Origin of the sequence: Roseovarius sp. MBR-6, from assembly GCF_040547525.1 — a bacterium.
Taxonomy (GTDB): domain Bacteria; phylum Pseudomonadota; class Alphaproteobacteria; order Rhodobacterales; family Rhodobacteraceae; genus Roseovarius.
In genome coordinates this window covers 177,563-200,458 of the sequence record NZ_JBEPPW010000005.1, presented here as the reverse complement: position 1 = coordinate 200,458, position 22,896 = coordinate 177,563, and the positions used below count along the sequence as shown (strand labels likewise).

Annotated in this window: 22 protein-coding genes and 1 tRNA gene; 18 read left to right on the top strand and 5 right to left on the bottom strand. The window is 66.6% G+C overall.

What is annotated here, in order from left to right:
- Window positions 1-3 precede the first annotated feature (3 nt).
- Window positions 4-1,245 (bottom strand): NAD(P)/FAD-dependent oxidoreductase, encoded by a 1,242-nt coding sequence (locus ABIE57_RS09020; RefSeq protein WP_354538679.1) that lies wholly within the window; start codon window positions 1,243-1,245, stop codon window positions 4-6.
- A 189-nt stretch (window positions 1,246-1,434) separates the two neighbouring features.
- Window positions 1,435-2,688 (bottom strand): DNA polymerase IV, encoded by a 1,254-nt coding sequence (locus ABIE57_RS09015; RefSeq protein ID WP_354538678.1) that lies wholly within the window; start codon window positions 2,686-2,688, stop codon window positions 1,435-1,437.
- Window positions 2,689-2,777: 89 nt separating this feature from the next.
- On the opposite strand from ABIE57_RS09015, the gene ybgC reads away from it, so the two are divergent.
- Window positions 2,778-3,155 carry a tol-pal system-associated acyl-CoA thioesterase gene (gene ybgC, locus ABIE57_RS09010; protein WP_354538677.1) on the top strand — a complete coding sequence of 126 codons (378 nt, stop codon included), beginning with the start codon at window positions 2,778-2,780 and terminating at the stop codon, window positions 3,153-3,155.
- Here the strand turns inward: ybgC and ABIE57_RS09005 are convergent.
- Window positions 3,138-3,872: a redoxin domain-containing protein gene (locus ABIE57_RS09005; protein ID WP_354538676.1), complete on the bottom strand. Its 735-nt coding sequence runs from the start codon at window positions 3,870-3,872 to the stop codon at window positions 3,138-3,140. The two genes, ybgC and ABIE57_RS09005, sit on opposite strands and share 18 nt — an antisense overlap.
- A 323-nt stretch (window positions 3,873-4,195) precedes the next feature.
- Here ABIE57_RS09005 and tolQ point away from each other — a divergent pair, with 323 nt between their 5' ends.
- From tolQ to folD, 12 genes are all read left to right on the top strand, one after another.
- A complete protein-coding gene (gene tolQ, locus ABIE57_RS09000) occupies window positions 4,196-4,891 on the top strand; it encodes a protein TolQ (protein ID WP_354538675.1) in 696 nt (231 codons plus the stop codon).
- 3 nt (window positions 4,892-4,894) lie between these two features.
- Entirely contained in the window at window positions 4,895-5,368 is a 474-nt protein-coding gene (tolR, locus tag ABIE57_RS08995; protein ID WP_354538674.1) for a protein TolR, read from the top strand.
- A gap of 13 nt (window positions 5,369-5,381) precedes the next feature.
- Window positions 5,382-6,533, top strand: coding sequence for a cell envelope integrity protein TolA (gene tolA / locus ABIE57_RS08990; protein ID WP_354538673.1), 1,152 nt, complete (start codon window positions 5,382-5,384; stop codon window positions 6,531-6,533).
- On the top strand, window positions 6,530-7,855 hold the full coding sequence (gene tolB / locus ABIE57_RS08985) for a Tol-Pal system beta propeller repeat protein TolB (protein WP_354538672.1): 1,326 nt from the start codon (window positions 6,530-6,532) through the stop codon (window positions 7,853-7,855). Before tolA ends, tolB begins: the two co-directional genes overlap by 4 nt.
- Before the next feature lie 74 nt (window positions 7,856-7,929).
- Window positions 7,930-8,442 (top strand): peptidoglycan-associated lipoprotein Pal, encoded by a 513-nt coding sequence (gene pal, locus ABIE57_RS08980; protein WP_354538671.1) that lies wholly within the window; start codon window positions 7,930-7,932, stop codon window positions 8,440-8,442.
- Between the two features lie 9 nt (window positions 8,443-8,451).
- Entirely contained in the window at window positions 8,452-9,288 is an 837-nt protein-coding gene (locus ABIE57_RS08975) for a tetratricopeptide repeat protein (protein WP_354538670.1), read from the top strand.
- Window positions 9,285-10,529 (top strand): tRNA lysidine(34) synthetase TilS, encoded by a 1,245-nt coding sequence (gene tilS / locus ABIE57_RS08970; protein WP_354538669.1) that lies wholly within the window; start codon window positions 9,285-9,287, stop codon window positions 10,527-10,529. The genes ABIE57_RS08975 and tilS overlap by 4 nt, the downstream gene beginning before the upstream one ends.
- Window positions 10,530-10,607: 78 nt before the next feature.
- Window positions 10,608-12,530 (top strand): ATP-dependent zinc metalloprotease FtsH, encoded by a 1,923-nt coding sequence (gene ftsH, locus ABIE57_RS08965; protein ID WP_354538668.1) that lies wholly within the window; start codon window positions 10,608-10,610, stop codon window positions 12,528-12,530.
- A 62-nt stretch (window positions 12,531-12,592) separates the two neighbouring features.
- On the top strand, window positions 12,593-13,309 hold the full coding sequence (locus tag ABIE57_RS08960) for a methyltransferase domain-containing protein (protein ID WP_354538749.1): 717 nt from the start codon (window positions 12,593-12,595) through the stop codon (window positions 13,307-13,309).
- Window positions 13,310-13,363: 54 nt separating this feature from the next.
- On the top strand, window positions 13,364-13,960 hold the full coding sequence (locus tag ABIE57_RS08955) for an MOSC domain-containing protein (protein ID WP_354538667.1): 597 nt from the start codon (window positions 13,364-13,366) through the stop codon (window positions 13,958-13,960).
- A gap of 134 nt (window positions 13,961-14,094) precedes the next feature.
- Window positions 14,095-15,771 carry a formate--tetrahydrofolate ligase gene (locus ABIE57_RS08950; protein WP_354538666.1) on the top strand — a complete coding sequence of 559 codons (1,677 nt, stop codon included), beginning with the start codon at window positions 14,095-14,097 and terminating at the stop codon, window positions 15,769-15,771.
- A 51-nt stretch (window positions 15,772-15,822) separates the two neighbouring features.
- On the top strand, window positions 15,823-16,713 hold the full coding sequence (gene folD / locus ABIE57_RS08945) for a bifunctional methylenetetrahydrofolate dehydrogenase/methenyltetrahydrofolate cyclohydrolase FolD (protein ID WP_354538665.1): 891 nt from the start codon (window positions 15,823-15,825) through the stop codon (window positions 16,711-16,713).
- Window positions 16,714-16,723: 10 nt separating this feature from the next.
- On the opposite strand, the gene ABIE57_RS08940 is transcribed toward folD, so the two are convergent.
- Entirely contained in the window at window positions 16,724-17,587 is an 864-nt protein-coding gene (locus ABIE57_RS08940) for an N-formylglutamate amidohydrolase (protein WP_354538664.1), read from the bottom strand.
- A gap of 141 nt (window positions 17,588-17,728) precedes the next feature.
- On the opposite strand from ABIE57_RS08940, the gene ABIE57_RS08935 reads away from it, so the two are divergent.
- The 5 genes from ABIE57_RS08935 to ABIE57_RS08915 all read left to right on the top strand — a co-directional run bounded on the left by ABIE57_RS08935 (window position 17,729) and on the right by ABIE57_RS08915 (window position 22,266).
- A tRNA-Val gene (locus ABIE57_RS08935) sits at window positions 17,729-17,803 on the top strand.
- 81 nt (window positions 17,804-17,884) lie between these two features.
- Complete coding sequence (gene ykgO / locus ABIE57_RS08930) at window positions 17,885-18,010, top strand: type B 50S ribosomal protein L36 (RefSeq protein ID WP_068338904.1); 126 nt, start codon at window positions 17,885-17,887, stop codon at window positions 18,008-18,010.
- A 223-nt stretch (window positions 18,011-18,233) separates the two neighbouring features.
- Window positions 18,234-19,394 carry a CaiB/BaiF CoA transferase family protein gene (locus ABIE57_RS08925; protein ID WP_354538663.1) on the top strand — a complete coding sequence of 387 codons (1,161 nt, stop codon included), beginning with the start codon at window positions 18,234-18,236 and terminating at the stop codon, window positions 19,392-19,394.
- A gap of 41 nt (window positions 19,395-19,435) precedes the next feature.
- Window positions 19,436-20,131 (top strand): hypothetical protein, encoded by a 696-nt coding sequence (locus ABIE57_RS08920; RefSeq protein ID WP_354538662.1) that lies wholly within the window; start codon window positions 19,436-19,438, stop codon window positions 20,129-20,131.
- A gap of 101 nt (window positions 20,132-20,232) precedes the next feature.
- Window positions 20,233-22,266 (top strand): ASKHA domain-containing protein, encoded by a 2,034-nt coding sequence (locus tag ABIE57_RS08915; RefSeq protein ID WP_354538661.1) that lies wholly within the window; start codon window positions 20,233-20,235, stop codon window positions 22,264-22,266.
- Between the two features lie 122 nt (window positions 22,267-22,388).
- On the opposite strand, the gene ABIE57_RS08910 is transcribed toward ABIE57_RS08915, so the two are convergent.
- Window positions 22,389-22,700 carry a hypothetical protein gene (locus ABIE57_RS08910; protein WP_354538660.1) on the bottom strand — a complete coding sequence of 104 codons (312 nt, stop codon included), beginning with the start codon at window positions 22,698-22,700 and terminating at the stop codon, window positions 22,389-22,391.
- Window positions 22,701-22,896 lie beyond the last annotated feature (196 nt).

Sequence of the window (22,896 nt, the reverse complement as noted above, 5' to 3'; positions counted from 1 at the left end):
CGCTTAGAACCGGTTGGCGTCATAGGGCGCGAGGTCGAGATTGGGGCGGCGGTCGCTGAGCAGGTCGGCGATGAGGCGGCCGGTCTTGGGCCCGGCGGTCAGCCCGATATGCTGATGACCGAAGCCTGCATAGACGCCGGTTGCGCCGATCTCGCCGATCAGCGGCAGGCTGTCGGGGGTGGAGGGGCGAAAGCCCATCCATTCCTCGGCCCCCTCAAAGCGCAGATCGGGAAAGACGCGGCCGATCTCGCGCCGGATCATGGCGAAGGGGGCGCGCGAGGGGGGGGCCGTTATCCCGCCAAGCTCGACCGTTCCGGCGCAGCGCAGCCCGGGGGCCATGGGCGTCACGCCGAATTTGCCGCGGGCCATCATCAAGGGCTGGCGCGGCATCCGTGACGGTTCCGCGAGGTGAAGATGATAGCCCCGCTCGGCCTCGAGCGGGACCTTGAGGCCCAGCTTGCGCATCAGCGGTTTCGACCATATCCCCGCCGTCAGCACAGCGGCATCGCAGCGCATCGGTCCCTGATCCGTCTCGACCCCGGTCACGCGGCCATCGGTGAGCGTGATGTCGCGCACCTCGGCGCGGCGATACGCGCCGCCCTCGGCCTGCAATACCGCTGCGAGATCGGCCATATAGGCCCCGGGGTTGAGCACATGCCCCTGTGCGCGCAGGATCGCGAGGCAGCGGATCGCAGGGCCAAGCATCGGTTCGGCCTCCTGCACGGCATCGCCTTCGATCACCTCGGGGGTGAACCCGGCCTCGCGCTTGAACCGCCAGCCATAGGCGTCGGCCTCGAACGCGGCGCGGTTGTCATAGGCGTAGGCCAGATCGCTGGTGGCGAGCCATTTTTCGGCCTGGGTGCCGCGCGTCAGCGCGCGGTGCTGATCGACGCTGTCGGTGAGGATGGGGACAAGCCCCTCGATCATGCGCGCCGTATCGCGCGGGTTGGCGTTGCGTGCGAACTGCCAGAGCCAGGGCGCAAGGCGCGGCAGGTCGCGCCAGCGCAGCCAGAGCGGCGCGTCGGGATCGCTCAGGTATTTGAGCGCGGTTTTCAGCAGCCCCGGCGTGTTGACCGGCACGATGGCCCATTGCGCCAGGAGCCCAGCATTGCCGAAGGACGCGCCCGCGCCGGGGTGTTCCCGGTCGAGAAGCGTCACGCGATGGCCTGCGCGGGTGAGCCAGATCGCAGCCGAGAGGCCGCAGATACCGGCCCCGATGACGATGACGGTGCGGGAAGGAGACATGCGCGCGGGCCTCATGGGTTGGAGCGCCACCAAGGAAGCGCAGCGCGGGCGCGGGCGCAAGCCCCGATACGCGATTACCGGGCGCTTAGAGCGTGTCGCGTTCATTCGCATTCACGCGACGCGCTCTAACTTATTGATTTCGCATGTTCGAGAAGCTCAAAACCGGTTCCCACTTTTGAGCATCATGCTCTAGCGCAGGGCGCGGCCCTTGAGGATCGCATCCGGCCCAAAGCGGGCGCGGATGCGGTCGGTCGCGCGCTCGGCCTCGGCGCGGCGGGGCGCGTCGGGATCAAGCAGGTCGCCCGCGCGGTCGGCCCCGGCCTCTGGCAGGAGGTCCGATAGCCCGACCCCGAGGAGCCGCCACGCCACGCCCCGAGGGGTCTGGTCCATCAGGGCGCGGGCCGAGCGGTAGAGCGTATCGGCCAGCTGCGTCGGCTCGCGCAGCGACTGACGGCGGGTAAGCAGCCCGTGATCCGCGCGTTTGAGCTTGAGCGTGATCACGCGGCCGGCAAGGCCGCGCGCCTTGGCGCGGTCTGCCACCTTTTCCGAGAGCCGCCACAGGTGCCCGTCGAGCAGATCCGCGTCGGAAATATCCTCGGCAAAGGTGGTCTCGTTGGAGATCGACTTGACCGGCGCATCGGCTGAGACCCGACGGTAATCCTGCCCGCGTGCAAGGTGCCAGAGCCGCTCACCCATCGCGCTGAAGCGCGCCACGAGATCCATGCGGTCCCAGCGCAGCAGATCGGCAAAGCTGCGGATGCCCGCGCCATGGAGTGCCGCCAGCGTCGATTGGCCGACGCCCCAGATCAGGCTCACCGGACGGTCGCGCAGGAAATCGGCGGTCTCGGCCTGCCCGATGACGGAAAACCCGTGCGGCTTGTCGAGATCCGAGGCGATCTTGGCGAGAAACTTGTTGTGGCTGAGACCGATGGAGCCGGTGAGGCCAAGCTCTGACCGCATCCGCCGCACCAGACCTGCCAGCATCACCGCAGGTGGCGCGCCGTGGAGCCGCGCCGTGCCCGAGAGGTCAAGGAACGCCTCGTCGAGCGAGAGCGGTTCCACGGCAGGGGTGAGATCCAGCATCATCGCGCGGATGGCGCGGGAGGCTTCGGCATAGACGGCCATGCGCGGACGGATCACCTCGGCCTCGGGGCAGAGCCGCAGCGCCTGAAACATCGGCATGGCCGAGCGCACGCCCCGGATACGCGCGATATAGCACGCGGTCGAGACCACGCCGCGCCGCCCGCCGCCGATGATCACCGGGCGCGTGGCAAGCGCCGGATTGTCGCGCTTCTCGACGCTGGCATAGAACGCGTCGCAATCCATATGCGCGATGGAGAGGTTCCAAAGTTCGGGATGCGCGACGATGCGCGGGCTGCCGCAGGCGGGGCAGCGCGGCGCGCGCTCGAACGGGTGAAGGCAATCGCGGCAGAGGCTTGGCATGACGCGTTCAGTCTACACCGTCGGGCACCGCCTTGGCAGTCCCTTCGTGACGGTCTAGTTTCGGTCTTGCTTCCCGAGAGAGGTGCGCCATGACCCATCGTTTCCCCGTTCGCGTCTATTACGAGGATACCGACATGGGCGGTATCGTCTATCACGCCAATTTCCTGAAATACATCGAGCGCGCCCGAAGCGCCTGGGTCCGCGATCTGGGGATGGACCAGAACGCGATGCGCGCGGGCGGCACGGTTTTCGTCGTGCGCCGGGTGGAGGCGGATTACATGGCTCCCGCGCATTTCGACGATGCGCTCGAGGTGGTGACCGAAACCGCCTCGGTCAGCGCGGCGCGTCTGGTGATGGAACAGGTTGTGATGCGCGGGACCACCGCGCTTTTCCGCGGCATGGTCACGGTTGTCTGCGTCGGGCCAAACGGCGCGCCGGTGCGGCTTCCCTCAGTGCTGCGGCCCTGAGCGCCCGCTTTTGTTTTCGACCACCCGCAGATACGGGGTCAGGGTCTGCGACTGCGCACCGAATTGCCGGATGACCTCGCTTTCCGGGCGCGTGTCGGGGATGATGACGAGATCGCCCTGATCCCAGTCGGCAGGCGTCGCCACGCGGGTCGCGTCATGCAGTTGCAGCGCGCGGGTCGTGCGCAGCACCTCCTCGATATTGCGGCCGATGAAGATCGGATACTCAAAGATCAGCCGGATGTGCAGCGCAGGGTCGATGAGAAAGCTCTTGCGGATCGGCCACTCGCCCGATTCCCGGGCGTGCATCATGCCAAAGAGCCGCGACAGCCGGTTCCCCGGATCGGTAGCGCACGGAAAATCCACCGTCAGGCCGAAGAGCCGCCGGATGTCGTCATGCCAGGCATGTTGCTCGTCGATGCTGGACCCCGAAAGCGCCAGATTCTTCAGATCGAGCGCCCGGCATTCCCCTCTGCAATCGGCGAGGGAGGCCATTTCCGTGGTGCAGACCGGGGTCAAGGCCGCGGGATGGCTGAAGAGATGCACCCAACTGCCCTCGGCCCATTCCCAGAAGCGGAGCGGACCTTGTGTCGTGGTGACGGAGAAATCGGGGAATGTATCGCCGATCTGCGGCAACCACCGCACGGTTTGGCGCAGGGAACCGGGTAATCTAAGGAACTCGTTATCCGGTCCTCGCGGGGTAAAGAACTGGATACTCATTGGGCGTGTCTCCCGATATTTCATGTCAAAATGATAGACTCACGTCATGGTTGCTGATGTGCGCTTTTGATCGCCTTCTTACCCAAGGCTCAAATTGTGACGAAAGTCGGGCGCGCGGCGCGTCGTCGCTGCAACGCCGTCGTTGCAAATCGGGAAAAGCGCTGCCTCGCGTGGACCCGCAGGCGAATATCCGCCTCCCTCAGACGCTATCTTTGCCATTCTGCGGCCCGTGCGCCGATCCTCATGGCTTTCCCTCTGGAAATCGGCTAATTTGACCTTTGATAAGGTCGGAAAACGGCCATGAGAGGCTTGAAGGCAGGCAAATGGAAGCAGAAACCCTGGCATTGGCGCAGGAGATGGATTTCTCCATGTGGGCGCTCTTCGCGCGCGCCACGCTTATCGTGAAACTGGTAATGTTGATTCTGGTGCTGGCCTCGTTCTGGTCCTGGTCGATCATCATCCAGAAACTCATCACCTATCGCCGCGGGCGCACCGAAGCCGAGATATTCGACCGCCGATTCTGGTCGGGAGAGCCTTTGGACGGGCTCTACGACGAGATCGGGCCGGAACCGGCCGGACAGTCCGAGCGGATTTTCGCGGCCGGAATGACCGAGTGGCGGCGCAGCCATCGAAATGACGGAGAGTTGATCGCCGGTGCCACGGCGCGGATCGACCGCTCGATGGATGTGGCCATCGCCAAGGAGGCGGACGCGCTGCAAAGCGGGTTGCAGGTATTGGCGACCGTGGGCTCCACCGCGCCCTTCATCGGGCTTTTCGGCACGGTCTGGGGCATCATGCACGCCTTTGTCGAGATCGCGGCGCAGCAGAATACCAGCCTTGTGGTGGTGGCCCCCGGCATCGCCGAGGCGCTTCTGGCCACAGCGCTTGGCCTTCTGGCGGCGATTCCGGCGGTGATCTTCTACAACAAGCTGAGCGCCGACAGCGACCGGCTCGTGGCGGGCTACGAGGCCTTTGCCGATGAGTTCGCCACCATCCTCAGCCGCCAGTTGGACGGCTAGGCCATGGGCGCGGGTGTCATCCAGAAATCGGGCGGCGGCGGGCGGCGCAGACGGGGGCAAGGCCGGTCGCGGCCCATGTCCGAAATCAACGTCACGCCGTTTGTCGATGTGATGCTGGTTCTCCTGATCATTTTCATGGTGGCGGCCCCCCTTCTGGTGGTGGGCGTGCCGGTGGAACTGCCGAAAACCGCCGCCAGCGCCCTGCCGGGAGAACAGGAAGAGCCGCTTTCGGTCACGGTAAGTGCAGACGGGCGGGTGGCAATCCAGACCACGGACGTGCCGCGCGAGGAGCTTGTGGCGCGGCTGCGTGCCATCGCCGCCGAGCGCGAGGGCACGCGCGTATTCCTGCGCGCCGACGGGGCCGCGCCCTACAGCGTGGTGATGGAGGTGATGGGTGCGCTCAATCGCGGTGGCTTTGCCAATATCGGCCTGGTCACGGAAACGGGCGGTCCGGCGCTTGACGGTCGGGGCGGCTAGGGGCGCGGACGGCGTGAACACCGGGCAGATCATATCGGGGGCGGGCCATCTGGCAGTGATCGGATGGGCCCTCTTCGGGGGTGCGTTCCGCTCCGATCCGCCGCCTTTCGAGGTGGTGGAGGCGATGGCCATTTCCTCTGAGGATTATGCCGCGATTCTGGCCGCGTCGAGCGCGCCCGAGGCGGTTGCCAACGTCAACACCCCCGAGCCGCCCGCGCCGGGGGAAAATGCGCCCGCGCTTGCCTCCGGGGCCGACAGCGCACCCGCGCAAAGCCAGCCTGCGGCCAATGCCGCGCCGCCACCCGATCCGGTCCCGACGCCGCCCGAACCCGTGCCCGCCCCAGCGGAGGTGACCGATACCGCGCCCGAGGTCGCGCCGCCCGCCGAGGATGTGGCGGCGCTGGTGCCGCAGGTCTCGCCGCGCCCGCAACCGCGCCCCGCACCGCGCGTGGCACCCGAGCCGGTGGCCCCGTCCGAGCCGGATGTGCGGGTCGATGATGTGGCGCGCCCCGAGGTCGCCCCCGATGCCGGTGCCGTGGTGGAAGAAGCCCCGCAGGAGGCGACCGCGCCCGAGGAGGCCGCGACCGAGATCGTGACCGAGGCCGAGCGCCCGCGTGATCCGGCCCCGACCGCATCGCCACGCCCGCGCGCGCGGCCCGCCCCGCGCCCTGCGCCCGCTCCCGAGGCCGCCCCGACCGAGGCCGCCCCGACCGAGACCGCCGCGCGGCCCGAGACTCCTCAGGAGACGCAAGCGCCGCCCGCCACCGACCGCGGTGCCGTCAGCGATGCGCTGGCCGCCGCCCTGGGACAGGGAACGCCGACGCCCGAGCGCCCCGCAGGCCCGCCGCTCACCGCCGGCGAAAAGGACGCGCTGCGGGTGGCCGTGCAACGCTGCTGGAACGTGGGCAGCCTCAGTTCCGAGGCGCTCGCCACCACCGTGGTCGTCACCGTGCGGATGTTCGAGACCTCGAAACCCGACACGTCGAGTATCCGCATGCTGAGCCATTCCGGCGGCTCCGCCGAGGCTGCAAGACAGGCCTATGAGGCCGCGCGCCGCGCGATCATCCGTTGCGGCAATGACGGCTTTGACCTGCCGCCCGAGAAATTCGGGCAATGGCGTGATATAGAAATGACATTCAACCCGGAGAGAATGAGGATCAAATGATGCGCTCACTCCTGACCCTGATTGCCGCCCTGACGCTCTGGGGTCTTCCCGCCATGGCCCAGCAAGGCGGGCCGCTGCGGCTCGAGATCACCGAAGGCGTGATCGAGCCGATGCCCGTGGCCGTGCCCGACTTCGTGGCCGACACGCCTGCCGCGCAGGAATTTGCCCGCAACATCGCCCGCGTGATTGCCGCCGACCTGACCGGCACCGGCCTCTTCCGCGAGATCCCCGCCGATGCCCATATCAGCCGGATCACCAGCTTCGAGAGCCCGGTGCAATTCGCCGACTGGCGGGCGATCAACGCGCAGGTGATGGTCACGGGCGCGGTCAATGTGGACGGGGCGGGGCGCGTGGTGGTGCGGTTCCGCATCTACGACGTGTTCGCGGGGCAGGAACTGGGGCAGGGTCAGCAACTTGTCGGCCAGCGCGACGGCTGGCGGCGCATCGCGCACAAGGTGGCCGATCAGGTCTATGCGCGCATCACCGGCGAAGGCGGCTATTTCGACAGCCGCGTGGTCTTTGTCTCGGAAAGCGGTCCCAAGAACCAGCGCGCCAAGCGGCTGGCGATCATGGATTACGACGGCGCGAACCTGCAGTTCCTGACCGATGCCGCGTCGCTCGTGCTGGCGCCACGCTTCTCGCCCACGGGCGACCGGGTGCTCTATACCAGTTACGAGACGGGATTCCCGCGCATCTATGTGCTCGACGTGGCAAGCGTGGGTCGGCGGGCGCTGCCGACGCTGGAGGGGACGATGGCCTTTGCGCCGCGCTTTGCGCCGGACGGGCGCACCGTTCTCTATTCCCTGACGCAGGGCGGCAATACCGATCTTTACTCCATGGATATCGGTTCGGGCGCAAGCACGCGGCTGACCACCGCGCCCTCGATCGAGACCGCCCCGAGCTATAGCCCGGATGGCCGCCAGATCGTGTTTGAGAGCGACCGTTCGGGCACGCCGCAGCTCTATATCATGAGTGCAAGCGGGGGCGAGGCCCGGCGGATCAGTTTCGGCGAGGGCCGCTATGGGACGCCGGTCTGGTCGCCGCGCGGCGATCTTGTCGCCTTTACCAAGCAATCCAAAGGCCGGTTCCATATCGGCGTGATGCGCCTCGATGGCAGCGAGGAACGGCTTCTGACCGCGTCGTTTCTCGACGAGGGGCCGACCTGGGCCCCGAACGGCCGCGTGATCATGTTCACCCGCGAGACGCAGGGTGCGCAGGGCGAGGCGCGGCTGTATTCGGTGGACATCACCGGGCGCAACCTGCGCCAGGTGACCACACAGGGCGGCGCGAGCGATCCGTCCTGGGGGCCGTTGCAGAACTGAGGCAGACTCGAGCAGGACTGACAGGGCGCGCGCCCTGTGCTAGAACACACCCAATCAAGAGAAACGGGGCTGACATGACCTATCTGAGCAAGACAATCATCCTGGTGGCGGGGCTCGCGCTTGCGGGCTGCACCAATCCCGACCGGTTCGCGGATCAGAACACGGTCGATCTCAATAATGGCGCGGGCGCGGGGCTGGCCGGATCGGCCTCTGACCCGACCTCGCCCGCCTATTTCCAGCAAGCGATCGGCGACCGGGTGCTCTTCGCGGTGGATCAGTCCACGCTGTCGCGAGAGGCGCAGGCGACGCTTGACGGACAGGCGCAGTGGCTGATGACCAACCGCGATTTCACCGCCGTGATCGAGGGCCATGCCGACGAACAGGGCACACGTGAATACAACCTCGCGCTTGGCGCGCGGCGCGCCAACGCGGTGCAGGAATACCTTGTCAGCCGGGGCGTGGCGGGCAACCGCCTCCGGGTGGTGAGCTTTGGCAAGGAGCGCCCCATCGAGATTTGCAGCGACGAGTCCTGCTATGCCAAGAACCGCCGTGCGGTCACGGTTCTGGCCGCCGGCCTGGGCAGTTAAGGGGCGATGATGCGCGCGTTTCTGGGACCGCTTCTCGCGCTGATGCTCGTCGCCCCGCACGGGGCCGCCGCGCAGGCCACCGAGACCCTCGCCGATATCCGGCAGGAACTGGCCGTGCTCTTCGTCGAGTTGCAAAAGCTCAAGCGCGAGCTGAGCACGACAGGCGGCGCGGGGCAGCTTTCGGGCGGCGGCTCGCCGCTTGACCGCTTGAACGCGATCGAATCCGAGGTGCAGCGGCTCACGTCGAAAACCGAGCAGTTGGAGTTTCGCATCGACCGCGTGGTGAGCGACGGCACCAACCGGGTGGGCGATCTGGAGTTTCGGCTCTGCGAATTGGAGCCGGGCTGCGATATCGGCACGCTGGAGCCGGGCAGCACGCTGGGCGGCGTGATCCCGCAGGCGGGCGGCGGGGCAGCGATACCCGCGCCCACGCCCGCGCCTGTCCCCGGCGGCCCGCAGCTTGCCGTGGGCGAGCGCGACGATTTCGAGCGCGCGCAAGCCGCCTTTGACGCGGGCGATCACGCGGGCGCGGCCGAGCAGCTTGGGGCCTTTCTTGTCACTTATCCCGGCAGCCCGCTGAGCGGTCAGGCGGGGCTCTTGCGCGGGCGCGCGCTTGAGGCTTCGGGCCAGCAGAGCGCCGCCGCGCGCGCCTATCTCGACACGTTCAGTGCTGCCCCCGACGGGCCGGAGGCGGCGGGCGCGCTTTATAACCTGGGTCGCGCGCTTGGCGTGCTGGGCCAGACCGACGAGGCCTGCGTCACGCTGGGCCAAGTCGCGCCGCGCTATCCCGGGGCTGCGGCGGTGGCCGAGGCACAGGCGGAAATGGCCCGGCTCGGCTGTTCGTGAGCGATACCGGACGCGCGCGCGGGGCAGTGGCGGATCACTTCGCCCCTGCCCCGCCGCGCGTTCTGGGCGTTGCCGTCTCTGGCGGCAGCGATTCGCTGGCACTGCTGCACCTTCTGAATGACTGGCGCGGCACGGGGGGACCCTTGCTCCGGGTGGCGACAGTGGATCACCGCTTGCGCGCGGAGGCCGCTGCGGAGGCCGCCGGGGTGGCGCGCCTTTGCGCGGGGCTGGGCGTGGCGCATGACACGCTGCACTGGACCGACCAGGAGGCGGGCGGCAACCTGCCCGACCGGGCGCGGCGCGCGCGCTACCGCTTGCTGGCCGATTGGGCGCGGGTCCACGGCATCGCGGATGTGGCGATCGGGCACACCCGCGACGACCTGGCCGAAACCTTCCTGATGCGCCTGGCGCGGGGATCGGGCCTTGACGGGCTTTCGGCGATGCGGGCCCGGTGGCAGGCGGACGGCGTGACCTTTCACCGGCCCATGCTCGCGCTCGGGCGCGAGCATCTCAGAGAGCACCTGCGCGCGCGTGGCGTGGCGTGGATCGACGACCCGACCAATGCCGACCCGGATTACGAGCGGACGCGCGCACGGGCGGTGTTGGCCACGTTGACCACGCTGGACCTGAGCGCGGACACGCTGGCGGGGACGGCCGAGCGTCTGGCCGAGGCGCGCGCGGCGCTGGCTCATCATGCAGGGCAGGCCGCAGGGGCGCTCGCCACGGTGCAGGCGGGCGATCTGCTGCTGGCGCGGGACGGGTTCGGCTCCCTGCCCGACGAGACCGCGCGTCGGCTGTTGCTGGCGGGGTTGCGCTGGAGCACCGGTGACGGCTACCCGCCGCGCGGCACGGCGATGACGGATTTGCTGCGCGCCGCGCGCGCAGGGCAAAGGATGACCCTGCAAGGGTGCGTGCTCAGCGCGGACAGGGCGCATCTCCGCCTGGGCCGGGAATTGAGCGCCGTGGCCGGATGTCGCGCCCCGGCAACCGAGGTCTGGGACGGGCGCTGGCGCGCCACGGGCGACGGTGCGGCAGAGATTGCCGCACTCGGCCCCGAGGGCCTTGCCGCCTGCCCCGACTGGCGCGCGGGCGGCTTGCCGCATGCAAGCGCGCTGGCCGCGCCGGGCCTCTGGCGGGGGGATACGCTCATCGCCGCGCCGCTCCATGGTTGGGCAAATGGCTGGCAGCTTTCGCTTGTCCGTCCGCTCGCGGCCTATCTCGACAGCGTAATCTCTCATTGAACCCGGTCGAGGGATGTCTATTTAACTAGTCAAGCCCTCATGCTATGGGCATTCAGACCGACAATTGGGAGATTTCTCTTGGGCAACGCGCGCAACATCGCCTTCTGGCTGATCCTGTTCCTGCTGATCATGGCCCTTTTCAACCTGTTCAGCGGATCGGGCAACACGCTGCAGAGCCGGTCAGTGCCCTATTCCGAATTCGTTGCCGCCGTGGACAGCGGTGCGGTAAGCCAGGTCACGCTCGATGGCGAAACGGTGCGCTATCGCGGCAATGACGGCAACGATTACAGCACCATCCGCCCCGAGGATGCCGAGATCACGCAGCGCCTGATCGAGCGGGGCATTCCCGTAAAGGCCGAGAGCCAGCAGCAATCGGGCTTCCAGTCCTTCCTTCTGTCTCTCCTGCCCTTCCTTTTGCTGATCGGCGTCTGGATCTATTTCATGAACCGGATGCAGGGCGGCGGCAAAGGCGGGGCCATGGGGTTTGGCAAATCCAAGGCCAAGATGCTGACCGAAAAGCATGGCCGCGTGACATTCGACGATGTGGCCGGGATCGACGAGGCCAAGGAAGAGCTTGAGGAAATCGTCGAATTCCTGCGCAACCCGCAGAAATTTTCGCGTCTGGGCGGCAAGATCCCCAAGGGGGCGCTTCTGGTGGGCCCTCCGGGCACCGGTAAGACGCTTCTGGCGCGTGCCATCGCGGGTGAGGCGGGCGTGCCCTTCTTCACCATTTCCGGCTCGGATTTCGTCGAGATGTTCGTGGGCGTGGGTGCCTCGCGCGTGCGCGACATGTTCGAGCAGGCCAAGAAGAACGCGCCCTGCATTGTCTTCATCGACGAAATCGACGCCGTCGGTCGCCACCGGGGTGCCGGCTATGGCGGGGGCAATGACGAGCGCGAGCAGACGCTGAACCAGCTTCTGGTGGAAATGGACGGGTTCGAGGCCAATGAGGGCGTGATCATCATCGCCGCCACCAACCGCAAGGATGTGCTCGACCCGGCGCTGTTGCGCCCCGGTCGCTTTGACCGGCAGGTGACGGTGCCCAATCCCGACATCAAGGGGCGCGAGAAGATCCTTGGTGTGCACGCGCGCAAGACGCCGCTTGGTCCTGATGTGGACCTGCGCCTCATCGCGCGCGGCACGCCGGGCTTCTCGGGCGCGGATCTGGCGAACCTTGTCAACGAGGCGGCGCTCATGGCCGCACGGATCGGGCGGCGTTTCGTCACGATGGTCGATTTCGAGAACGCCAAGGACAAGGTGATGATGGGGGCCGAGCGCCGCTCGATGGTGCTGACCGACGACCAGAAGGAAAAGACCGCCTATCACGAGGCCGGTCATGCGGTGGTCGGTCTTGCCCTGCCGAAATGCGATCCGGTCTACAAGGCCACGATCATTCCGCGCGGCGGCGCGCTTGGCATGGTCGTGAGCCTGCCCGAGATTGACCGGCTCAACTGGCACAAGGCGGAGTGCGAGGAAAAGCTGACCATGACCATGGCCGGCAAGGCCGCCGAGGTGATGAAATACGGCGAGGAGAACGTCTCGAACGGGCCTGCGGGCGACATCCAGCAGGCCAGCGGGCTGGCGCGCGCGATGGTGATGCGTTGGGGCATGTCCGACAAGGTCGGCAATGTCGATTACCAGCAGGCGCATGAAGGGTACATGGGCAACGGCGCAGGTGGCTTCTCGATCTCGGCCCATACCAAGGAGTTGATCGAGGACGAGGTGCGCCGCCTCATCGACGAGGCCTATCAGAACGCCCGTGCCATCCTCGAGGAGCGGCAAGAGGAATGGGAACGTCTGGCACAGGGCCTCCTGGAATACGAGACGCTGACCGGCGAGGAAATCAAGCGCGTGATGCGTGGCGACCCACCCATGGCGGATGACGATGACGGTGGCACCCCCGAGGTGGTCAAACCCTCGCTTGCCGCGATCCCGAAGACCAAGCCCAAATCCTCGCGCGGTGCAGGCGACGGCGGGCTGGAGCCTGAGCCCTCGACGTGAGTCCGGCATCCGCAAAATCCGACTGGAACCCCAAAGCCTATGCGCGCTTTCGTGACCAGCGTCTGCGCCCGGCGCTCGACCTTCTGAACGCGGTCGGGCAGATGGGGGCGGGGGACGTGGTCGATCTCGGCTGCGGCAATGGCGCGATGGCCGAGGCGCTGCGCGCGCGGGCAGGCGGGCGCAACGTCACCGGCGTGGATGCCAGCCCCGCCATGCTGGAGAAGGCACGGGCGGCGGGCTATGACGCGCTGCAACAGGCTGACATCGCCGACTGGCACCCGCATCGCGCCCCGGGGCTGATCTATTCCAACGCCGCGCTGCATTGGGTTGGCGGGCACGAGGTGCTGATGCCGCGGCTCGCGCGGATGCTGGGCAAGGGTGGCACGCTGGCGGTGCAGATGCCGCATCAGAACAAGGCCCCCTCGCACCGGGTGTGGCTGTCGCTGGCCGAAGAGCTGTATCCGGGCCGTGCAGAGAAGATGGGCACGCCCGGTGTCATGGCCCCGGTGAAATACGAGGAGTTGCTGGCCCCGCTGGGACAGTTCCGCCTCTGGGAGACCGACTATTACCAGCGCCTGACCGCCGAGCCGGGCAGCCATCCGGTGCGCCGCTTTACCGAGAGCACCTACGCACGGCCGGTTCTGGCCGCGCTGGACGAGGCCGAGCGCGCCGATCTGATCCGCCGCTACGAGGAGGTGATGCACACCGCCTATCCGGTGCGAGCAGACGGAACGGTGCTGTTCCCGTTCCGGCGGATGTTCTTTACCCTCACCGTCTGAGCGGGTGGCGATGCCGGATATGAGTATTTCAGGAACGATGAAACGGGGGCCGGGATGCAGGCGCTGACACCGACGGAGTTCACGGCGCGGGTGGTCTGGCTGGGCCGGGTCACGGACCGCGCTGCGCGGCTGGAAGCCGAGGCGCTGGCGGAGGCCGAACTGACATTTGCCGGGATCGCTGGCGAGGCGCATGGCGGCGTGACGCGCCCCTCTTGCAGTCGGGTGAGAGAGCAGCACAAGATCGGCACGGAGATCGCCAATGTGCGGCAATTGTCGGTTCTTTCGGCCGAGGAACTTGCGATGATCGCCGGGGAAATGGGGGTCGATGCGCTCTATCCGGCCTGGCTCGGGGCGTCGCTGGTGATCGAGGGCATTCCCGATTTCAGCCATGTGCCGCCCTCCTCGCGGCTTCAGGCCCCGTCCGGCGCAACGCTGGTGATCGACATGGAGAACCGGCCCTGTCAGTTGCCCGCGAAAGTGATCGAGGGACACAGGCCGGGGCGGGGCAAGCTCTTCAAGCGCGCAGCCGAAGGGCGGCGCGGCGTCACGGCCTGGGTGGAACGCGAAGGGCGCATCGCGCTTGGCGATGTGCTGCGGTTGCATATCCCCGATCAACCGGTCTGGTCGGAACTGGCCCGCGCGCGGGGCTGAGAGCGGCCGGGGGCGTGCGTCATCCCGCCGCAACCGGCGCGGGATATGTCGGAAACGCGGCGCAGCGCGCGGGACAAAGCCGCTATAGGCGAAAGGGTGACACCCCCGCAGCCGCGGCCAGAACAGGGACCGACATGAGCTACAAATCCGACATCGAAATCGCGCGCGAAGCCACCAAGAAGCCCATTCAGGAGATCGGTGCCAAGCTTGGCATCCCCTCCGAGCACCTGCTTCCCTACGGACATGACAAGGCCAAGGTCAGCCAGGACTTCATCGCCTCGGTGCAGGCCAACAAGAGCGGCAAACTGGTGCTTGTCACCGCGATCAACCCGACGCCCGCGGGCGAGGGCAAGACCACGACCACCGTGGGGCTGGGCGACGGGCTGAACCGGATCGGCAAGCGCGCGACGGTGTGTATCCGCGAGGCATCCTTGGGCCCCAATTTCGGGATGAAGGGCGGCGCTGCCGGGGGCGGCTATGCGCAGGTCGTGCCGATGGAGGACATGAACCTCCATTTCACCGGCGATTTCCACGCCATCACCAGCGCGCACAGCCTGCTCAGCGCCATGATCGACAACCATATCTACTGGGGCAATACGCTCGATATCGACACCCGTCGCGTCGTTTGGCGGCGCGTGGTGGACATGAACGACCGCTCTTTGCGGCAGATCACCTCCTCGCTCGGCGGGGTCTCGAACGGTTTCGCGCGCGAGGACGGGTTCGACATCACCGTGGCCTCCGAGGTCATGGCGATCCTGTGTCTCTCGAAGAACCTCAAGGATCTCGAAGAGCGGCTGGGGTCGATGATCGTCGCCTACCGGCGCGACAAGACGCCGGTCTTCTGCCGCGACATCCAGGCCGAGGGCGCGATGACGGTGCTCCTCAAGGACGCGATGCAGCCCAACCTTGTGCAGACGCTGGAAAACAACCCCGCCTTTGTCCATGGCGGCCCGTTTGCCAATATCGCCCATGGCTGCAACTCGGTCATCGCCACGACCACGGCGCTCAAGATCAGCGATTACGTGGTGACCGAAGCCGGCTTTGGCGCCGATCTCGGGGCCGAGAAGTTCATGAACATCAAGTGCCGCAAGGCGGGGCTTGCGCCCGATTGCGTGGTGATCGTGGCCACGGTGCGCGCGATGAAGATGAATGGCGGCGTGGCCAAGGCCGATCTGGGCGCGGAGAATGTCGAGGCCGTCAAGGCGGGTTGTCCCAACCTTGGCCGCCACATCGAGAACGTCAAGAGCTTCGGCGTGCCGGTGGTGGTGGCGATCAACCATTTCGTCACCGATACCGAGGCCGAGATTCAGGCGGTCAGGGACTATGTCGCCGGCCACGGGGCCGAGGCGGTGCTGTCGCGGCATTGGGAGCTTGGCTCGGAAGGCTCGGAGCCGCTGGCGCGCAAGGTGGTCGAGCTGGCCGAGGCAGGCACGACCGACTTCGCCCCGCTCTACCCCGACGAGATGCCGCTTTTCGAAAAGATCGAGACCGTGGCCAAGCGCATCTACCGGGCTGACGAGGTGCTGGCGGATCAGAAAATCCGCAACCAGCTTCGCGAGTGGGAGGCGCAGGGCTATGGCAACCTGCCGGTCTGCATGGCCAAGACGCAATACAGCTTTACCACCGATCCGAGCGTGCGCGGCGCGCCCACCGGCCATTCGGTGCCGGTGCGCGAAGTGCGGCTTTCGGCCGGGGCGGGCTTCGTCGTGGTCGTGTGCGGCGAGATCATGACCATGCCGGGCCTGCCCTCGAAGCCTGCGGCGGAATCGATCCGCCTCAACGATGCGGGCCAGATCGAAGGGTTGTTCTGAGAGCAGGGGCCGGGGTAAACCCCGGCCTCTGACGACAGGGAAGGGAAAGACATGAGCGCAGACATCATCGACGGCAAGGCCTTCGCCGCCACCATCCGGGGCAAGGTGGCGGATCACGTCACGCGCCTGAAAGCGGCGCATGGCATCACGCCGGGGCTGGCCGTGGTGCTGGTGGGCGAGGACCCGGCGAGCCAGGTCTATGTGCGCTCCAAGGGCAAGCAGACGGCCGAGGCGGGGATGAATTCCTATGAGCACCGGCTTGATGCAGACACATCCGAGGCCGATCTGCTGGCGCTGATCGACACGCTGAACAATGACCCTGAGGTGCACGGTATCCTTGTGCAACTGCCGCTGCCCGGTCATCTCGATTCCGATCTGGTCATCAACTCCATTGATCCTGCCAAGGATGTGGACGGCTTCCACATCTCCAACGTGGGCCTTCTGGGCACCGGGCAAAAGAGCATGGTGCCCTGCACCCCGCTCGGGTGCCTGATGATGCTGCGCGACCATCTGGGATCGCTCAGCGGGCTGGATGCGGTGGTGCTGGGGCGCTCGAACATCGTCGGCAAGCCGATGGCGCAGCTTCTCTTGGGCGATAGCTGCACCGTGACGATCGCCCATTCACGCACCCGCGATCTGGCCGATGTGGTGCGGCGCGCCGATATCGTGGTCGCCGCCGTGGGCCGCCCCGAGATGGTGCCGGGGGACTGGATCAAGCCGGGCGCTACCGTGATCGACGTGGGCATCAACCGCATCGAGCGGGACGGCAAGAATGTGCTGGTGGGCGATGTGGATTTCGCCTCGGTGAGCGAGGTGGCGGGCGCGATCACCCCGGTTCCGGGCGGCGTGGGGCCGATGACGATTGCTTGCCTTTTGGCCAACACCGTCACCGCCTGCTGCCGCGCGAATGGGCTGGCAGAGCCGGAGGGGCTGACGGCGTAAGGCGGGCGCGCTATTCGGCGGCGAGAGGCATCGTCTCGGCGCGGCCGATCTCGGCTATTTCGCGGATGACGCCGCGCAGAAGGCGGCGGAAGGCTTCGAAATTGCCGTTGGGGCGAATGAGGCGCTCGTTCATGTAGAGCGCGCGGTCGATTTCGATCTGGACGGCGTGCCGCCCGCGAGCGGGCCGCCCGTAGGCCTGTGTGATATAGGCCCCGGCAAAGGGGGTATTGCGCGTCACCAGAAGGCCCGCGCGGGTAAAGGCCGCCTCGATCCGATCCACGATGGCGGCATCGGCCGAGGCACCGAAACGGTCCCCGAGCACGATTTCGGGGCGGCGCAACCCCCGGCGCGAGACCGCATCCATGGCCTCGTGCGGCATGGAATGGCAGTCGATCAGGATGGATTGCCCGAACATGAGATGCGCCTGGTCAAGCTGGCCCTGAAGCGCCTCGTGATAGGGCCGCCAATAGCTGTCGATGCGCGCCTGAGCCTCGGAAAGCGAGATCTTGCCGGAATAGATCGCCTTGCCATTGGCCACCACGCGCGGGATGACCCCGAGACCCGAGGCGACGCGGGGATTGTGGCCCTGACGGCTGACACCTTCGATCAGGGCCGGGTCAAGTTCGTCCGCGCTGCGGTTGAGATCGACGAAGGCGCGCGGCGCACCAGCCCGGAGAAACGGTGCGCCCGCGCGCGGGGCGCTGTCAAACAATTGATCGACAAAGGCATCCTCGGACGAGCGGACCGAGTGTTCATTGAGCGCCGTGCGCCGCAGGAAGGACCACGGATACTCCCGCCCGCTATGCGGCGAGGCGAACACCACCGATGTGGTGCGCCGTTCGGGATGGGTCAGGTAATAGGCAGCCTTCGGCATCGCGCGCGCTCCTTGATGGCCATAATAGAGCTAAATCATCGTGCTGAAAGCCCTTGATCCCCTCACCGACTCCTTTTATAGACCGCCGGACAGGCGCGGAACTCCGCGCCCCTCTTTGTTACGGGGGGCTGGGGCCAGCCGGGGCGATTAGCTCAGTGGTAGAGCACTTCGTTGACATCGAAGGGGTCACAAGTTCGAACCTTGTATCGCCCACCATGAATTTCCGTTACGTGTCAGGCACGTAACACCCGCAACCACCAAGGCGCAGGAGCGCGCCGCGACAGACAGGAGACGACCATGAAGGTTCGCAATTCGCTGCGTTCGCTCAAGAACCGGCACCGCGATTGCCGCGTCGTGCGCCGCAAGGGCCGCGTCTACGTGATCAACAAGACCCAACGCAAGTTCAAGGCCCGTCAGGGCTGAGACCTCGCTTGCGCGATGGATTGGGGGCGTGAACCGGCGGTTCGCGCCCTTTATCGTGTGACGGGCAGGGTTCGGTGCGGACCTCGTTGGCAAATGTGCCCCTCGGGCAGACAAGACGGGACAGCGCGACCGTTCGTGGCGTGTCCGCCCGTTTGATCCTTGTCAGGGACCTGTCACGCAGGCTTGGTAAAGATGCGCCCTGACAGCACCGAAGGAGGCCCCCATGACCGCACCGCTTGACGGCTTGACTGTTCTTGATCTGACCCATGTGCTTGCGGGGCCGTTTGCGTCGCTCACGCTGCGCGATCTCGGCGCGCGGGTGATCAAGGTGGAACGCCCCGGCACCGGCGACGATACCCGCACCTTTCCGCCCTTCAAGGACGGACAAAGCGCCTATTTCGCCGCGATCAACCACGGCAAGCAGTCCATCGCGCTCGACCTCAAGGCCGAGGCCGACCGCGAGATATTCGACGCGCTGCTGGCGCGCGCCGATATCGTGCTGGAGAATTACCGCCCCGGCGTGATGGAAAAGCTGGGCTATGGCTGGGAGGCGCTGCATGCCCGCCACCCGGCGCTGATCTATGGCGCGGTCAGCGGCTTTGGCCATACCGGCCCCGATGCACTGCGCCCGGCCTATGACATGGTGGTGCAGGCGCGCGGCGGCGTCATGTCGATCACCGGCGAGAAGGACCGCGAGCCGGTGCGCGTGGGCGCCTCGATCGGCGATATCGTGGCGGGGATGTATCTGGTGCAGGGCGTGCTGGCGGCGCTTCTGGACCGCGACAAGACGGGGCTGGGGCGCAAGGTGGATGTGGCCATGCTCGACAGCCAGTTGGCGATTCTCGAACATGCGGTGGCGATCACCACTGTGACCGGCACGCCGCCCGCGCCATCGGGTGCGCGGCACCCTTCGATCACCCCGTTTGAAACATTTCATGCTGCCGACGGCCTCTTTGTCATCGCCGCAGGCAACGATGCGCTTTTCGCGCGGCTCTGCGATGTGCTCGGTCTGCCGATTGCCCGCGATCCGCGCTTTGCCACCAATGCGGCGCGCTGCGAGAACGCGCGCACCCTCAAGCGGCTGATCGAGGCGATCACGCTTGACCGTCCGAAATCCCACTGGATCGAGCGGCTGGAGGCCGCAGGCGTGCCCACCGGCCCCATTCAGACCGTGGCCGAGGCGCTGCATGACCGTCAGATCCTTGCGCGCAACATGGTGGTGGACGTGCTGGGGCCGGATGGGCAGCCCGCCTTTGTGGCGGCGGGCAACCCGATCAAGCTGAGCGGGATGGAGGACCCGGCAACCCGCCCGCCCGCGCCCGCGCTCGATGGCGACCGTCAGGAGATCATTAACTGGTTGCAAAAGGACGTGAACAACGTGTGACGCGCATTGTGCGGGGGGCGGGCCGGGCCTAGACTCGGGCCATGGATGAAGCCGCCATGTCACCACCGACTCTCCCCGTGCCCCCGCCGCTCAAACTGGGGGTGTTGCGCACCCTTTGGCGGCTCGCGCTCATCGCGGCGATGGCGGTGGCGCTTCATTTCCTCTTCACATGGGCCGAAGCGTGGATCACCCGCAACGATTACGGCTGGGCCATGCCGGGCCTCTTGGCGCTGGTGCTGGTGATCTATGCCGTGCTCATCGCCATCCCGTTTGTGCCGGGGGTCGAGATCGGGCTTTCGGTGCTGGCGGCGGGCGGGGCGGATATCGCGCCCTTGGTCTGGCTTGCTACAGCGACGGGGCTGACACTGGCCTATTTGGTGGGCTGCACCGTGCCGCTTGGCTGGCTGCGCCGGGTGCTTCTGGACCTGCACCTGACCGGCGCGGCGCAGCTTGTGGCGCGGTTCGAGGCGCTGCCGCCCAAGGGGCGCGTGGCCTTTGTCCATACCCTTCTGCCCAAGAAATATTGCGGCTGGATCGTGAAATACCGCTATATCAACCTTGCCGTTCTCATCAACATTCCCGGCAATTCGGTCATCGGCGGCGGCGGCGGCATCGCGCTGATTTCAGGGCTGTCGGGGCTGTTCCGAACCCCGCTGACGATGCTGACCATCGCGCTGGCCACAGCCCCTGTGCCGCTGGCAATCTGGCTTTTCGGGTTGCAACTTCCCTGGCTCTGATCCCGCCATGCCGCGCTTGGGCGGATTTCTGACGCTTGCGGGCTGTCGGGCGCGCGCCTATGGCTTATGTTCCGTCGGAGTGCTGCAAGGAAAAGCCCCCCATGACCACCGATCCCCTCGTTGTCTTTACCCCCTCGGGCAAGCGCGGCCGCTTTGCCATCGGCACGCCGGTTCTGACCGCCGCGCGGCAATTAGGCGTCGATCTCGATTCGGTCTGCGGCGGGCGCGGCATCTGCTCCAAATGCCAGATCACGCCCGGCTATGGCGAGTTTTCCAAGCATGGCGTGACGGTGCAGGCCGATGCCCTGTCGGAATGGAACGCGGTCGAGGCGCGCTATGACGAGAAGCGCGGGCTGAAACCGGGCCGCCGTCTGGGCTGTCAGGCGAAGGTGATGGGAGACGTGGTGATCGACGTGCCGCCCGAGAGCCAGGTTCACAAGCAGGTGGTGCGCAAGGCCGCCTCGGCGCGGGTGATCGAGATGGACCCGGCCACCCGGCTCTATTTCATCGAGGTGGACGAGCCGGACATGCACGAACCCTCGGGCGATTTCGAACGCCTCGCGCGCGCGTTGAGCCGCGAATGGGGGATCGAGGGCATCCGCGCCGATCTGTCCTTGCTGTCCAAGCTGCAACCTGTCCTGCGCAAGGGAAAATTCGAGGTGACGGTGGCGCTCCATCGCGGCCATGAGGGCGACGTGGCGCAGGTGCTCGACATCTGGCCGGGACTGCACGAGGGCGGGCTTTATGGCCTCGCCATCGACCTTGGCTCCACCACCATCGCCGCGCACCTGACCGACCTTGTGACCGGCGAGGTCACGACCAGCGCGGGCATCATGAACCCGCAAATCCGCTTTGGCGAAGACCTGATGAGCCGGGTGAGCTATGCCATGATGAACCCCGGCGGCGATCGCGAGATGACGGCGGCGGTGCGCGAGGCCATCGACACGCTGGCAGGCGAGATCGCGCGCGAGGCGGGGATCGAGCCGTCGCTCATCGTCGAGGTGGTTTTTGTCTGCAACCCGGTGATGCACCATCTCTTGCTGGGCATCGACCCGGTGGAACTGGGGCAGGCACCGTTTGCGCTCGCCACGTCACAAAGCCTGTCGCTTGGCGCGAAAGAGCTGGACCTGAACACCCTCAACCCGCGCGCGCAGGTCTATATCCTGCCCTGCATCGCGGGCCATGTGGGGGCCGATTGTGCTGCCGTGGCGCTCAGCGAGGAGCCGGGCAAATCCGAGGATCTCGCCCTCATCGTCGATGTCGGCACCAACGCGGAAATCCTGCTGGGTGACAAGACCCGCGTTCTGGCCTGTTCCTCGCCGACCGGCCCCGCGTTTGAGGGCGCGCAAATCTCCTCGGGGCAGCGCGCGGCACCCGGCGCCATCGAGGCGATCCGCATCGACCCCGAGACCAAAGAGCCGCGTTTCCGCGTGATCGGCTGTGACAAGTGGTCGGATGATCCGGGGTTTTTCGACGAGGTGGGCGCGGGCGGTATCACCGGCATTTGCGGCTCTGGCATCATCGAGGCGGTGGCGGAGTTGCGGCTGGCGGGGCTTCTGGACGAGAGCGGGCTGATGGGGTCTGCCGAAGCCACCGGCACGGCGCGCATGATCCCCGAGGCGCGCACCCATGCCTATCTGGTCCATGACGGCACCACCGAGGGCGGCCCGCGCATCACCGTCACGCAGGGCGATATCCGCGCGATTCAGCTTGCGAAATCCGCGCTCTATGCGGGCGCGCGCCTGCTGATGGACGAGCGCGGTGTGGACAAGGTGGATCGCGTGGTGCTGGCGGGCGCGTTCGGCGCGCATATCTCGCCCCTGCACGCGATGGTGCTTGGCATGATCCCCGATGTGCCGCTGGACAAGGTGACTTCGGCGGGCAACGCCGCTGGCACGGGCGCGCGGATTGCGCTGTGCAATGTCGCAGCACGGCGCGAGATCGAGCGCGTGGTCGGCGAGATCACCAAGGTGGAGACCGCCATCGAGCCGAAATTCCAGGAGCATTTCGTGGCCGCCAACGCGATTCCGCACAAGACAGACCCCTTCCCGGAACTCAACAGGATCGTTACCCTGCCACAGGTGGGCTTCAACACCGGCGGCGATACGGGCGGGCGCAGGCGACGGCGGGGATAACTCCGGGCGTCTCGTGTTGCGCGGGTATGATCGGTGTGGGACGCGTCGGGGGGAATGGTGGTAGCGGAGGTCCGTTCCGGCCAATCCCCGACAGTTTGTCTGGCGAGGGCCTCTCTCCAAACTCATGGGAATTTTTGGCCTTTCGCAACCACCCTCAAAAAAGTCCAGAACGCGGCGCATAAGTTGCGGGCACCCAACTGAACGCTCATGTGTTTCGTATTGGCGATATCGTCACGATCACCCTGCACGATACAGGGCTGGCTGAGGGCGGCTGGTTGGGGTTTGCTGGATGACTCCGACCAATGCTCCACCCTGCGATAGCCGCCCTCATGAGTATTTCGCGCCCTGAGATCGATCCGGGCAAACGCCGTCTGGAGACGCCCTGCCTGACCGTCCTCGGGATGATGAGCGCCCGCGGCGGGAACCTTGGCCATCTGGCCTGCGAACGGCACCGAACGGTAAGGGCCGCCTCGACATATCGGCGGCGGCTCACGCCTCTTCCAGAATGTTCGCCTTGGTTTTGATTAATTTTCAGTCAGGTGCGGTGACGGGTTCGGTTGATTGAGGACAGCATGCTGGACAGACCGGCGAAGATGCTGCACGATCCATGAAACCGGCTGCATAAGCCAA